Annotated in this window: 9 protein-coding genes and 2 pseudogenes; all 11 read right to left on the reverse strand. The window is 45.6% G+C overall.

The window, feature by feature from the left end; genetic code table 11:
• Positions 1–7: 7 nt before the first annotated feature.
• On the reverse strand, positions 8–304 hold the full coding sequence (gene rplW, locus ONZ52_RS14585) for a 50S ribosomal protein L23 (RefSeq protein WP_012071934.1): 297 nt from the start codon (positions 302–304) through the stop codon (positions 8–10).
• Positions 301–906 carry a 50S ribosomal protein L4 gene (gene rplD, locus ONZ52_RS14590; protein ID WP_111608629.1) on the reverse strand — a complete coding sequence of 202 codons (606 nt, stop codon included), beginning with the start codon at positions 904–906 and terminating at the stop codon, positions 301–303. Before rplD ends, rplW begins: the two co-directional genes overlap by 4 nt.
• Positions 907–918: 12 nt before the next feature.
• Positions 919–1,557, reverse strand: a complete 639-nt coding sequence (rplC, locus tag ONZ52_RS14595; protein WP_111639792.1) for a 50S ribosomal protein L3 — start codon at positions 1,555–1,557, stop codon at positions 919–921.
• 128 nt (positions 1,558–1,685) lie between these two features.
• A complete protein-coding gene (gene rpsJ, locus ONZ52_RS14600; protein ID WP_012071937.1) occupies positions 1,686–1,997 on the reverse strand; it encodes a 30S ribosomal protein S10 in 312 nt (103 codons plus the stop codon).
• 207 nt (positions 1,998–2,204) lie between these two features.
• Positions 2,205–3,428 (reverse strand): elongation factor Tu, encoded by a 1,224-nt coding sequence (gene tuf, locus ONZ52_RS14605; RefSeq protein ID WP_265219472.1) that lies wholly within the window; start codon positions 3,426–3,428, stop codon positions 2,205–2,207.
• Positions 3,429–3,463: 35 nt separating this feature from the next.
• Positions 3,464–5,559, reverse strand: a pseudogene (gene fusA, locus ONZ52_RS14610) (elongation factor G).
• Between the two features lie 21 nt (positions 5,560–5,580).
• The gene (gene rpsG, locus ONZ52_RS14615; RefSeq protein ID WP_110577361.1) at positions 5,581–6,054 is read right to left on the reverse strand and encodes a 30S ribosomal protein S7; all 474 of its coding nucleotides are present in this window, start codon (positions 6,052–6,054) and stop codon (positions 5,581–5,583) included.
• Between the two features lie 99 nt (positions 6,055–6,153).
• Complete coding sequence (gene rpsL / locus ONZ52_RS14620) at positions 6,154–6,525, reverse strand: 30S ribosomal protein S12 (protein ID WP_111608624.1); 372 nt, start codon at positions 6,523–6,525, stop codon at positions 6,154–6,156.
• A 137-nt stretch (positions 6,526–6,662) separates the two neighbouring features.
• A pseudogene (gene rpoC / locus ONZ52_RS14625) lies at positions 6,663–10,866 on the reverse strand (DNA-directed RNA polymerase subunit beta').
• A 64-nt stretch (positions 10,867–10,930) separates the two neighbouring features.
• Positions 10,931–15,031, reverse strand: a complete 4,101-nt coding sequence (rpoB, locus tag ONZ52_RS14630) for a DNA-directed RNA polymerase subunit beta (RefSeq protein ID WP_265219473.1) — start codon at positions 15,029–15,031, stop codon at positions 10,931–10,933.
• 188 nt (positions 15,032–15,219) lie between these two features.
• Positions 15,220–15,591: a 50S ribosomal protein L7/L12 gene (gene rplL / locus ONZ52_RS14635; protein WP_012071944.1), complete on the reverse strand. Its 372-nt coding sequence runs from the start codon at positions 15,589–15,591 to the stop codon at positions 15,220–15,222.
• Positions 15,592–15,634: the final 43 nt, after the last annotated feature.

The following is a 15,634-nucleotide window of genomic DNA, read 5'->3' on the forward strand; positions in this document are numbered from 1 at the left end:
TCTCCCCTTATTCAGCGACCATGAAATCAATGTCTTGACCTTCAGCCAAACGTACATACGCTTTTTTCACGTCTTTACGCTTACCTAGACCACGAACTGTACGCTTTGTTTTACCTTTATGGTTCAACGTGCGAACAGACTCAACTTTGACTTCAAAAAGCGCTTCGATAGCTTGTTTGATTTCAGGTTTCGTTGCATCACCAGTTACACGAAAAACATACTGACCATTGCCTTCGGCCACGATCGTTGCTTTTTCGGAAATGTGCGGACCCAACAGAACTTTATAAATACGTTCGCCGATCATGCTAGTGCCTCCTCAACTTGTTTCAGAGCACCAACTGTCACCAACACTTTGTCGTAAGCAATCAAGCTAACAGGGTCGATAGACGCTGCATCACGTACATCTACGTTAGGAATGTTGCGAGCCGCTAGGAATAAATTGTCATCCAATTGATCAGAAACAATCAAAGCGTTCTCAATATTCAATTCTGCCATTTTTGCTATGAAGAGCTTAGTTTTTGGAGCTTCCAATTTAAGTTCTTCAACAACAACAAGACGGTCTTGACGTACAAGTTCAGACCAGATGGTGCGCATTGCTGCACGGTACATCTTCTTGTTCACTTTCTGAGAGTGATCTTGTGGTTTAGCAGCGAAAGTAACACCACCAGAGCGCCATAGAGGGCTACGGATAGTACCTGCGCGCGCACGACCAGAACCTTTTTGTTTCCAAGGTTTGCGTCCACCACCTGCTACTTCAGAGCGTGTTTTCTGTGCACGTGAGCCTTGACGAGCGCCAGCCAAGTAAGATGTAACTACTTGGTGAACCAACGCTTCGTTGTATTCACGAGCAAAGGCTACATCAGAAACTTCTACCGTTCCTTCCGCGCCTGTTAGATTCAAGTTCATTGTCTACCCCTCTTAGCGAGCTTTAACAGCTGATTGAAGAATAACATCACCATTTACAGCACCAGGCACGGCACCTTTCACTAGGATAAGGTTACGTTCTGTGTCTACACGAACCACTTCTAGTGATTGCGTAGTGACTTGTGCAGCACCCATATGGCCAGCCATCTTCTTGCCTTTCCAAACACGACCAGGTGTTTGACATTGGCCGATAGAACCAGGTGCACGGTGAGACAATGAGTTACCATGTGTAGCATCTTGCGTACGGAAATTATGACGCTTAATGGCACCTTGAAACCCTTTACCCTTTGATTGACCAGTTACATCAACCATTTGGATAGATTCGAAATCAGCTACAGTTAGCTCATCACCAACATTGATTTCTTTTTCATCACCTGACAGGCGGAACTCCCACAAACCACGACCTGCTTCAACATTTGCTTTTGCATAATGACCTGCAGCAGCTTTGTTAACGCGGCTCGAACGGCGAGTACCAACAGTGACTTGAACAGCTTGGTAGCCGTCAGTTTCTGCTGTTTTCACCTGAGTAACGCGGTTCGGTTCAACCTCGATGACGGTTACTGGCACGGATACACCTTCTTCAGTGAAGATACGTGTCATTCCGGCTTTGCGTCCGACTAATTGAATAGCCATTTTTTACCTCATTTGCCAGTTGTGTATGGGGCTATCACCCGCTACGGCTGATCATTCCAGATCATTCCACTATTGTGCATATAGCCGACTGATAACCAGCCGGTTGTCGCACCCCAAACTTTGAGCTATTAACCCAAAGAAATTTGTACTTCCACGCCTGCCGCAAGATCTAACTTCATTAGAGCATCAACTGTTTTTTCAGTTGGCTCAACAATGTCTAGAACACGTTTGTGTGTACGGATTTCATACTGATCACGCGCATCTTTGTTTACGTGTGGAGAAATCAATACTGTATAACGCTCTTTGCGAGTAGGAAGTGGAATCGGTCCACGCACTTGCGCACCTGTACGTTTCGCTGTGTCCACAATTTCTTGTGTTGAAGCATCGATCAGACGATGATCAAACGCTTTCAGACGAATACGGATTTTTTGGCTTTGCATTTCCAACTCCAAATACAATGTTTTAATGACTTAACTGTACATTTATTAAGCCACAATCCTTTTTTAAGGACGGCGAATATTAGCCATTCAAAAACTGGTTGTCAAGTAACCAATTTCTGAACAAACAAAATAAACCATAAAATAAAAAGGCCACCCGATATGCGAGTGGCCTTTTCCAAATCAAAGTAAGCAGATATTACTATCTAATTACTTAAGGATTTTAGCTACAACACCAGCACCAACTGTACGACCACCTTCACGAATCGCGAAACGTAGACCTTCGTCCATCGCGATTGGGTGAATTAGCTCAACAGTCATTTGAATGTTATCACCAGGCATAACCATTTCTACGCCTTCAGGAAGAGAACATGCACCAGTTACGTCAGTTGTACGGAAGTAGAACTGTGGACGGTAACCTTTGAAGAATGGAGTGTGACGACCACCTTCATCTTTACCCAACACATATACTTCAGCTTCGAACTGAGTGTGAGGAGTGATTGAACCAGGCTTAGCCAATACTTGACCACGCTGAACGTCTTCACGCTTAGTACCACGTAGAAGAATACCACAGTTCTCACCAGCACGACCTTCGTCAAGAAGCTTACGGAACATCTCAACACCAGTACAAGTAGTCTTGGTAGTATTAACGATACCAACAATTTCAACTTCTTCTTGGATCTTGATAATACCGCGCTCAACACGACCAGTAACAACCGTACCACGACCTTGAATAGAGAACACGTCCTCGATAGGCATCAAGAATGCACCGTCGATAGCACGTTGTGGCTCAGGGATGTAAGAGTCTAGCGTTTCAACTAGTTTACGAACAGCCGTTGTACCCATTTCGTTGTCGTCTTCGCCTTTCAACGCCATTAGCGCAGAACCTGGGATGATTGGAGTGTCATCACCTGGGAAGTCGTATTCAGATAGAAGGTCACGCAATTCCATCTCAACCAATTCTAGCATCTCTGCGTATTCTTCAGAATCCGCACCACCACAATCTTCAGCCAACAAGTCAGACTTGTTCAAGAAAACAACGATGTAAGGAACACCTACTTGGCGAGAAAGAAGGATGTGCTCACGAGTCTGAGGCATTGGGCCGTCAGTCGCACCACAAACTAGAATCGCACCGTCCATTTGAGCAGCACCAGTGATCATGTTTTTAACATAATCGGCGTGTCCAGGACAATCTACGTGCGCATAGTGGCGAACTGGAGAATCGTACTCTACGTGAGAAGTAGAGATAGTGATACCACGCTCACGTTCTTCAGGAGCATTATCGATACCGTCAAAAGCAACGGCTGTACCGCCATACACTTCTGCACATACACGAGTCAATGCTGCTGTTAGCGTTGTTTTACCATGGTCAACGTGACCGATAGTGCCAACGTTAACGTGTGGTTTATTACGTTCGAATTTACTCTTTGCCATGATACATACACCTTAAGAATTAGTAAGTATGATGATTAATCTTCATTTTTGATGATCGCGTCTGCCACACTAGCCGGTGCTTCAGCGTATTTCTCAAACTCCATTGCATAACTTGCACGCCCTTGCGACAAGCTACGCACGTCAGTTGCATATCCGAACATTTCCCCAAGAGGAACTTCAGCACGAATAATCTTCCCTGACGGGGAATCGTCCATCCCCTGAACAAGACCACGACGACGATTCAGGTCACCCATTACATCGCCCATGTATTCTTCAGGGGTTACAACTTCCACTTTCATTACAGGTTCAAGAACACAAGGATCAGCGTCAGCCGCTCCTTTTCTTAAGCCCTGAGAAGCTGCAATTTTAAAGGCCATTTCATTAGAGTCAACATCATGGAACGAACCATCGATCAGCACAACCTTGATACCCAATAAAGGGTAACCAGCGATCACGCCATTCTTCATTTGCTCTGAAACACCCTTTTCTACTGCAGGGATGTATTCTTTAGGAATAGCACCACCAACAATCTCGTTAACAAACTCAAGTCCATCCTTATCGGTTGGAATCAACTTCATCACGACATGACCGTATTGACCACGACCACCGGATTGACGCACAAACTTGTGATTAACCACCACTTCTTTGCGAATTTTCTCCCGATAGGAAACCTGAGGCTTACCAATGTTCGCCTCCACCTTAAACTCGCGACGCATACGGTCAACGAGAATATCAAGATGCAGCTCACCCATACCGGAAATAATTGTTTGCCCAGTCTCCTCATGTGTTTCCACTCTAAAAGACGGGTCTTCTTGCGCCAATTTACTCAGCGCAACACCCATTTTATCTTGATCCGCCTGAGATTTAGGCTCAACCGCAACAGATATAACAGGCTCAGGAAACTCCATGCGCTCAAGCACAACGACATCATTCATATCGCAAAGCGTATCGCCTGTCGTCACGTATTTCATACCCACAACAGCGGCAATATCGCCCGCCAATACTTCTTTAATCTCTTCACGGTTATTCGCATGCATTTGAACCATTCGACCAATACGCTCACGCTTCTGCTTAACAGAATTATAAACCGCATCGCCAGAACGCAATACACCGGAATAGACACGAATAAATGTCAGCGTACCTACAAATGGGTCTGTCGCTATCTTAAACGCCAACGACGAGAACGGATCCTCATCATTCGCAATACGAGTCACAACAGTTTCACCATCTTCAAGCGTCCCTTCAATCGCTTTAACTTCAAGCGGAGAAGGCAAATATTCAACAACCGCATCCAAAACAGCTTGCACGCCTTTATTTTTAAAGGCTGAGCCACAGGTTACCAACACTATCTCATTAGACAGTGTACGAGTACTCGCAGGCCGCTTTTAATCTCCTCAACAGATAACTCACCTTCTTCAAGGTACTTATCCATCAATTCGTCATTTGCTTCTGCTGCCGCCTCTACCATCTGTTCGCGCCACTCTAATGCTTCATCAAGCAGATCTTCAGGAATTTCCTCCAAAGAGAAAGTCATACCCTGATCTTCTTCGTTCCACATTATTGTCTTCATCAAGACTAAATCAATAACACCTTTAAAGTCTTCTTCAGCGCCAATATTAATCTGTATAGGAACAGCGTTTGCACCAAGACGAGTTTTTAATTGACGCACAACCGAAAAGAAATTAGCCCCCGTACGATCCATCTTGTTAACAAAGACCATACGAGGCACTTCATATTTATTCGCCTGACGCCAAACTGTCTCAGTTTGAGGCTGCACACCCGAAGAACCACAAAGCACAACAACAGCACCATCTAGCACACGCAAAGAACGCTCTACTTCAATAGTAAAGTCTACGTGCCCAGGCGTATCAATAATATTAATACGGTGCTCTTCAAACTGCTTGTTCATTCCACTCCAGAAGCAAGTTGTTGCCGCTGAAGTTATCGTGATACCACGCTCTTGCTCCTGCTCCATCCAATCCATGGTGGCAGCACCATCGTGCACTTCACCAATTTTATGAGACAGACCAGTGTAAAAAAGAACGCGTTCAGTTGTCGTCGTCTTACCTGCATCAACATGCGCACAAATACCGATATTACGGTAGCGGTTGATAGGGGTTTTACGTGCCACTGTGTATCCTTCTCTGGATGATTAGAAACGGTAGTGAGAGAATGCTTTGTTAGCTTCTGCCATGCGATGAACGTCTTCACGTTTCTTAACAGCAGAACCTTTGTTTTCGGCAGCATCTAAAATTTCGCCTGCAAGACGCAAAGCCATGGATTTTTCACCACGCTTACGTGAAGCATCAACCAACCAACGCATAGACAATGCAGCGCGGCGAGCAGGACGTACTTCAACAGGTACTTGGTAAGTCGCACCACCAACACGGCGAGATTTAACCTCAACCATTGGCTGGATAGATTCTAGTGCTTTTTCGAAGATAGCCATTGGCTCTTCTGTTTTAGCGCGTGCTGCAACAGTATTCAATGCATTATACACAATGCTTTCTGCTACAGATTTTTTACCACTAACCATTACATGGTTAATAAATTTAGCGAGAAGTTGGCTTCCGTGTTTAGGATCCGGAAGGATTTCACGCTTAGCGACGACGCGTCTTCTAGGCATATCTACATCCTCTTCAGGTTCGCCCGAGACAATTTAATTATTGCTCGGCCTTACTGTATTAAAAAATTATGTCTAAACGATGAATTAAGTAGCTTCTGCTTACTTAGGACGTTTAGTACCGTATTTAGAACGGCCTTGCTTACGTTTTTGTACGCCTGAAGTATCCAAGCTACCACGTACTGTGTGGTAACGAACACCAGGAAGGTCTTTTACACGACCGCCACGAATCAGCACGACGCTGTGTTCTTGCAGGTTGTGACCTTCACCACCGATGTAGGAAGTAACTTCGAAGCCGTTGGTCAAGCGAACACGACATACTTTACGCAAAGCCGAGTTAGGCTTCTTAGGAGTAGTAGTATATACGCGAGTGCAGACACCGCGGCGTTGCGGACAAGCTTGTAACGCAGGAACGTCACTCTTTGCCACTTTACGTTTACGTGGTTTACGAACCAACTGGTTAACGGTTGCCATTAGACAAGCTCCACAAATCCAATTCTTATGACGGAAATCGCCAAAATTAAGGAGGCGCAAGTTTAATTTGCGCCTATAAAACAGTCAATAGGGAGGCGACTAAAAAATCACCTCCCTTACGATTTAACAGCAAATAACTAGTCTTTCAGTGCCGCACTCAATGCTTCTTCCACATCGGATGCACTCACTGTTGAACTTCCTTCTTTTGCTGCTTGCGCAAGCTCTTTCTTTCTCTTGCGCTCATTGTGGTAAGCCAAGCCCGTACCTGCTGGTATCAAACGACCTACAACAACGTTTTCTTTCAAGCCACGCAAGTGATCTTTCTTACCAGTTACCGCACCTTCCGTAAGAACTCGAGTTGTCTCTTGGAAAGATGCTGCTGATATAAAGGACTCAGTAGCCAAAGAAGCTTTCGTGATACCTAGAAGCACGCGTTCATACTTCGCTGGAAACTTACCTTCAGCGAGAGCTTTTTCGTTTGCATCTAGCAGGTGAGTAAACTCAACCTGATCACCTTGGATAAGATCCGTATCACCAGAATCTGTGATTTCCACTTTACGCAACATTTGGTTAACAATAACTTCAATATGCTTATCGTTAATCACAACGCCTTGTAAGCGGTAAACCTCCTGCACTTCATTTGTGATGTAATCAGCCAAAGCCTCTACACCTTGAAGACGCAGAATGTCATGAGGAGCTCAATGGACCATCGGCGATAATTTCACCTTTTGCCACTTCTTCACCATCAAAGATGTTGATTTGACGCCATTTAGGAATCAATGTCTCAACTGGCTCATCACCATTTTGTGGCGTGATCACCAAACGAATCTTACCTTTTGTCTCTTTACCGAAGCTAACCACACCGCTTGTCTCTGCCATAACAGCAGGATCTTTCGGACGACGCGCCTCGAACAGGTCGGCCACACGTGGCAAACCACCGGTAATATCCTTGTTACCAATAGATTCTTGAGGAATACGCGCAAGAACCTCACCGGATTTCACTGTCGCACCATGATCTAGGCTTAACAATGCTTTTTCAGGAAGCATGTACTGTACTGGTGATTCAGTACCAGGAATCAATACAGGGTTACCCTCTGCATCAACAACGGCAATCATCGGACGTATGTCTTTACCAGCAGCAGGACGGTCACGCATCTCCATAACTTCAATCGTAGTCAAGCCCGTCATTTCGTCAGATTGACGACGAATAGTCACGTTCTCTTCCATACCACTGAATTCAAGACGACCCTCCATTTCAGATACGATTGGGTGTGTATGTGGATCCCAGTTAGCGACGATTTGACCCGCCGTTACTTGGTCACCTTCACGTACACTCAATACCGCACCGTAAGGAAGTTTATAACGCTCTTTCTCACGACCTGCTTCGTCAGCAATTGCTAATTCAGAAGAACGAGAGGCAACCACTAGGTGCCCAGTGTGACGCTCGATACTCTTCATTTTATTAAAACGAACCGTACCTGCACTCTTCACTTGAACACTATCTACAGCAGATGCTCGAGATGCCGCACCACCGATGTGGAAGGTACGCATTGTTAACTGTGTACCAGGCTCACCGATGGACTGTGCTGCAACAACACCAATCGCCTCACCAATATTAACCTGATGACCACGAGCAAGATCACGACCGTAACACTTAGCACATACACCATGACGTGTATTACAAGTGATAACAGAACGAATGATCATTTCATCCACACCGGCCGCTTCGATAGTACGCACATCGTGCTCATCGATTAGCTTACCAGCCTCAAGTACTAGCCCACCTTTTGCGTCCATAACATCTTGAGCCACTACACGACCCAATACGCGATGACCCAGTGGCACAACGACATCACCACCTTCAATCATAGCCGCAACGGAAATACCATTTGTCGAGCCACAATCAATTTCAGTGATAACCAAATCCTGCGCTACGTCTACTAGACGACGCGTCAAGTAACCGGAGTTCGCTGTTTTCAACGCCGTATCAGCAAGACCCTTACGAGCACCGTGTGTAGAAGTAAAGTACTGAAGTACAGACAGACCTTCACGGAAGTTTGCAGTGATTGGTGTCTCGATGATAGAACCATCTGGTTTCGCCATTAGACCACGCATACCACCCAACTGACGCATCTGAGCCACACTACCACGAGCACCAGAGTCGGCCATCATATAAACAGAGTTGAAAGATTGTTGCTCAACCGTTTCACCTGCTTTGTTGACAGTCATCTCTTTCGCCAAGTTCTTCATCATGGCTTCAGTTACGGTTTCGTTAGTACGAGACCACAAGTCGATTACCTTGTTGTACTTCTCGCCTTGCGTTACAAGACCGTCAGCGTATTGGTATTCAATTTCTTTAACTTCGGCTTCGGCTTTGGCAATGATCGCTGCTTTTTCTGGTGGGATAACAAAGTCATCAACACCTACAGAAGAGCCTGACGCTGTTGCGTAAGCAAAACCCGTGTACATCAATTGGTCAGCAAAAATACAGCTCTCTTTCAAGCCGACTTTACGGTAACACTCGTTGATCAAGTTAGAGATTGCCTTCTTCTTCATGGTTTGGTTAACCACAGAGAACGGTAGACCATCAGGAACAATATCAAACAACAAAGCGCGACCAACTGTTGTATCCGCAATGAAAGTAGACGGCACTTTTTCGCCATCTAGAGTAGTATCAACTTGGCTGATACGTACTTTTACTTTGGCATGCAATTCAACTTGTTTCGCACCATACGCACGGTGTACTTCTTTAATGTCAGAAAATGCCATGCCTTCGCCTTTGGCATTAATTTTCTCACGCGTCATGTAGTACAGCCCCAATACAACGTCCTGAGAAGGTACGATGATCGGCTCGCCGTTTGCAGGCGATAGAATGTTGTTCGTAGACATCATCAAGGCACGAGCTTCAAGCTGTGCTTCAATCGTCAACGGAACGTGAACCGCCATTTGGTCACCATCGAAGTCAGCGTTGTATGCCGCACACACTAGTGGGTGCAACTGAATCGCTTTACCTTCGATCAACATTGGTTCAAACGCTTGGATACCCAAACGGTGAAGTGTTGGCGCACGGTTCAACATCACTGGATGTTCACGGATAACCTCATCAAGGATATCCCACACTTCAGGCGTTTCACGCTCAACCATTTTCTTCGCTGCTTTGATCGTCGTCGCCATGCCACGAAGTTCAAGCTTAGAGAAAATGAATGGCTTGAATAGCTCAAGTGCCATTTTCTTAGGTAGACCACACTGATGTAGACGCAGTGATGGACCTACTGTGATTACAGAACGACCAGAATAGTCAACACGCTTACCTAGCAAGTTCTGACGGAAACGACCTTGTTTACCTTTGATCATATCAGCCAAAGATTTTAGAGGACGTTTGTTCGAACCTGTAATGGCGCGACCACGACGACCGTTATCAAGCAATGCATCAACAGATTCTTGCAACATACGCTTTTCGTTGCGTACGATGATATCTGGAGCAGAAAGCTCTAACAGGCGCTTTAGACGGTTGTTACGGTTAATCACACGACGGTAAAGATCGTTCAAATCAGACGTCGCAAAACGACCACCTTCAAGTGGCACCAATGGACGAAGATCTGGCGGAAGAACAGGCAATACGTCAAGCACCATCCACTCTGGGTTGTTACCAGAATGATAGAATGCTTCAACCAGCTTAAGACGCTTAGAAAGCTTCTTAATGCGAGTTTCTGAATTCGTGCTGTTTAGCTCTTCACGCATGCTGTTGATTTCTACAGGCATGTCTAGATCGCGAAGCAACATCTGAACCGCTTCCGCACCCATACGGGCATCGAATTCGTCACCGAACTCTTCTAGCGCTTCAAAATACTGTTCATCGTTTAGCAATTGGCCTTTATCAAGCGTCGTCATACCTGGATCGATCACGATGAAAGATTCAAAATACAAAACACGCTCAATGTCACGCAACGTCATATCTAAGATAAGACCGATACGAGACGGAAGAGATTTCAAAAACCAAATGTGTGCAACAGGCGATGCAAGCTCAATGTGACCCATGCGTTCACGACGCACTTTAGACAGAGCCACTTCAACGCCACACTTCTCACAGATAACACCACGGTGTTTCAAGCGCTTGTATTTGCCACACAAGCACTCATAGTCCTTAATAGGACCAAAGATTTTTGCACAGAACAAACCGTCACGTTCTGGTTTGAACGTACGGTAGTTGATGGTCTCTGGCTTTTTAACTTCACCGTAAGACCATGAACGAATCATATCTGGTGATGCCAAGCCAATGCGGATCGCATCAAACTCGTCAGATTGTCCCTGTGATTTTAGAAGACCTAATAAGTCTTTCATGGATATTCGCCCCACTCGTAAGGCCAGGAGTCTTGCTCCCCAGCAGGTCAAATGTGATTCGTGCTTATTCGTTTTCCAGCTCGATATCGATACCAAGAGAACGAATCTCTTTCACCAACACGTTGAAGGACTCAGGCATGCCAGGTTCCATACGGTGGTCACCGTCTACGATGTTTTTGTACATCTTAGTACGGCCATTCACGTCATCGGACTTAACAGTCAACATCTCTTGAAGCGTGTAAGCAGCACCGTATGCTTCTAGTGCCCATACCTCCATCTCCCCGAAACGCTGACCACCGAACTGAGCTTTACCACCCAGCGGTTGCTGAGTAACCAAGCTGTAAGAACCAGTAGAACGTGCGTGCATTTTGTCATCAACCAAGTGGTTCAACTTCAGCATATACATGTAACCAACGGTTACAGGACGTTCAAAAGCATCACCAGTGCGACCGTTAAACAATTTAACTTGGCCACTTTCGTTGATTCCAGCTAAGCGCAACATACGTTTGATTTCAGACTCTTTTGCACCATCAAAGGCACCAGACGCCATTGGAACACCACCGGTTAAGTTGGATGCCAAGGTTAAAATTTCTTCATCTGTAAAGCTGTCTAAATCTTCTGTACGAGCACAGCGCAAATCGCCTTCATAGCCGTTGTAGATTTCATCAAGGAAGCTACGCAATTCTGCAACTGCTTCAGCTTTCTCACGCTCTGCAACAAGCATTTCGTTGATCTTACGACCCAAGCCTTTAGATGCTGCACCTAAGTGAGTCTCCAAGACCTGACCAACGTTCATACGTGAAGGAACACCTAGTGGGTTCAATACGATATCAACTGGATCACCGTTTTCATCGTACGGCATGTCTTCAACTGGCATAATTTTAGAAATTACACCCTTGTTACCATGACGACCGGCCATTTTATCACCTGGCTGGATGCGACGTTTAATGGCAACATAAACTTTAACGATTTTAAGAACGCCAGGCGCTAGATCATCACCTGTTTGTAACTTGCGTTTCTTATCTTCAAATTTAGCATCAAGCTCTTTACGGCGTTCAATCAAAGCGGCTTGTGCTTTTTCAAGTTGCTCACTCGCTTCTTCGTTCGCAACACGAATTTTGAACCACTCAGGGTGATCTAAATTCGCCAAGAACTCTTCTGTAATGATCGCATTACGAGCTAGACCAGGACCACCCTCAGCTTGTTGGCCAATTAGGGCTTCAGCTAAACGCTCAAACGTTGCCTTTTCGACAATACGAAACTCTTCATTCAAGTCTTTACGGACCTGATCAAGTTGCGATTTCTCGATAGACTTAGCTCGCTCATCTTTCTCGATGCCATCACGAGTAAAGACCTGAACGTCGATAACGGTACCGCGAGTCCCCGTCTTAACGCGCTGCGACGTATCTTTTACATCAGACGCTTTCTCACCAAAGATAGCACGCAAAAGCTTCTCTTCAGGCGTCAGTTGAGTTTCACCCTTAGGTGTTACTTTACCAACTAGAATGTCGCCTGGCTCCACTTCAGCACCGATGTAAACGATACCAGACTGATCCAACTTAGAAAGCGCGCCTTCACCCACGTTAGGGATATCGGCTGTAATCTCTTCAGGCCCAAGCTTAGTGTCACGTGCAACACACGTTAACTCTTGAATGTGAATAGACGTGAATCGATCTTCTTCAACCACACGCTCAGAAACCAGAATCGAGTCTTCGAAGTTATAACCATTCCAAGGCATGAAAGCGATACGCATGTTTTGACCAAGCGCCAAATCACCCATATCAACAGAAGGACCATCGGCCATAATGTCGCCAGAAGCCACCTTCTCACCTTTCATCACCAAAGTACGCTGGTTAATACACGTGTTCTGGTTAGAACGCACGTATTTGGTTAGGTTGTAGATATCTACACCCGCCTCACCAGCAATCGTTTCTTCTGAGTTCACACGCACAACGATACGACTTGCATCAACTGACTCAATCACACCGCCACGATTCGCAACGATACAAACACCAGAGTCTTTTGCTACATTTCGCTCCATACCCGTACCTACAACAGGCTTATCAGCCTTAAGCGTCGGTACAGCCTGACGTTGCATGTTCGAACCCATCAATGCACGGTTAGCATCATCGTGCTCTAGGAACGGAATCAAAGACGCCGCCACAGAAACAACCTGACGAGGAGACACGTCCATTAGGTTTACTTTCTCTTTTGGAATCAGAGTAGTTTCGTGCATGTGACGAACCTGAACCAACTCATCAACCAAACGACCTTCCGCATCCACGTTAGCAGACGCTTGGGCAATAACATATTTCGCTTCATCAATCGCAGAGATATAAACCGTTTCGTCAGTCATCTTGCCATCAATAACCTTACGGTATGGCGTTTCTAAAAAGCCGTAGCTGTTAGTACGCGCATAAGTTGATAGCGAGTTGATCAAACCAATGTTTGGACCTTCTGGCGTTTCGATAGGACAAACACGACCGTAGTGAGTCGCATGCACGTCACGAACCTCAAAGCCTGCGCGCTCACGTGTAAGACCGCCAGGGCCTAACGCAGAAACACGACGCTTGTGAGTAACCTCAGAAAGCGGGTTGTTTTGGTCCATGAACTGAGACAATTGGCTGGAACCAAAAAACTCTTTGATTGCAGCAGCCACAGGCTTCGCATTCAAAAGATCTTGCGGCATAAGGCCATCTGCCTCTGCCATAGATAGACGTTCTTTTACGGCACGCTCAACACGCACAAGACCAACACGGAATTGGTTCTCGGCCATTTCACCAACAGAACGAACTCGACGGTTACCCAAGTGATCGATGTCATCGACCATGCCGTTACCGTTACGGATATCTAGCAAGGTTTTCAATACATCTACGATGTCATTATTATCAAGAACACCTGGACCCGTATCTTCTTCACGACCCAAACGGCGGTTGAACTTCATTCGACCAACGTTCGACAAATCATAACGATCTTCTGAGAAGAACAGACCTTGGAACAAGCCTTCAGCCGACTCTTTGGTCGGTGGCTCACCAGGGCGCATCATGCGGTAAATTTCAACCAAAGCTTCTAACTGATTACTGGTTGGATCAATACGAAGCGTATCAGAAATAAATGGACCATTATCCAAATCGTTCGTATAAAGCGTATCCACTTCGGTAATACCGGAAGAAACCAACGCTTCTAGCAAATCAACCGACAACTCAGTGTTTGCTTCCGCAATCAACTCACCCGTCGCAGGGTGGACCAAGTTTTTCGCCGTGACTTTACCAAGCATATACTCAAGCGGTACAGAAAGACGCTCAAGACCTGATTTTTCCATTACACGAATATGCTTAGCCGTAATACGACGACCTTCTTCTACAATCAGTTCGCCATTCGCATCAGCAATATTAAATAGCGCCGTCTCGCCACGTAGACGGTTCGCCACTAGATCCATTTCAAAACCATCACGCTTCAAATAAAAACGAGTAGACTCAAAGAAAGTATCTAGAATTTGCTCAGTTCCGTAACCCAAAGCGCGCAACAAAATAGTTGCTGGCAACTTACGACGACGGTCAATACGAACAAATACGCAATCTTTTGGATCAAACTCGAAATCCAACCATGAACCGCGGTAAGGAATAATACGAGCAGAATGTAGTAACTTGCCTGAAGAGTGTGTCTTACCACGATCGTGGTCAAAGAACACACCAGGAGAGCGGTGTAATTGAGATACAATAACGCGCTCAGTCCCGTTAATTACAAAGGTACCATTGTCTGTCATCAGCGGAATTTCGCCCATGTAGACTTCTTGCTCGCGAATGTCTTTGATTGCCTTGTTGGACGACTCTTTATCATAAATGATGAGTCGAACACGAACACGTAAAGGTGCCGCGTAAGTAACACCACGCAACTGACACTCTTTAACATCAAAGACTGGCTTGCCTAAACGGTAATCGACGTATTCAAGCGCCGCATTGCCGGAAAAGCTGACCATTGGAAAGACAGATTTAAAGGCCCCATGCAGACCTAATTCCCCACGCTCCGCAAGACTTTTACCTTCCTGCAGAAAATTACGGTAGGATTCAAGCTGAATTGCCAGCAAGTATGGCACATCCAAAACGGGCGGCAGTTTACCGAAATCCTTACGGATACGTTTTTTCTCAGTGTATGAGTAAGCCATCAGCATTCCCCAGCTTGTGCACATTGACGCAAAAGGCCCAAATCAGGCCTTACCATATATGGGAGCATTATCTCCCATTTGAAAATTCTTTTAAGGTTTATTTGAGTTTCAGAAACCCAAAAAGGCCGGTGACAAAAATGTCACCAGCCATTTCGACTATTGGTCGAAATCTGGAAATGCAAGTATCATTACTTGATTTCGACAGATGCACCAGCTTCTTCAAGAGCCGCTTTAAGAGCAGCAGCATCTTCTTTAGAAGCAGCTTCTTTAACAGTCATTGGAGCGCCGTCAACGATTGCTTTAGCTTCTTTCAAGCCTAGGCCAGTCGCTGCACGAACAGCTTTGATTACGTTTACTTTCTTATCGCCAGCAGCAGTCAGAACAACGTCAAATTCAGTTTGTTCTTCAGCAGCAACGCCAGCGTCAGCAGCAGGACCTGCCGCTACAGCAGCCGCTGCAGATACGCCGAATTTTTCTTCCATTGCAGAAATTAGTTCAACAACGTCCATCACAGACATTTCTGCTACTGCATTGATGATATCTTCTTTAGTTAGAGCCATGACTCAGATTCCTAGCATTCTTTAAAATTACCCGAAGGTAATA

This window comes from Marinomonas rhodophyticola (assembly GCF_026113935.1).
Classification (GTDB): Bacteria; Pseudomonadota; Gammaproteobacteria; order Pseudomonadales; family Marinomonadaceae; genus Marinomonas; species Marinomonas rhodophyticola.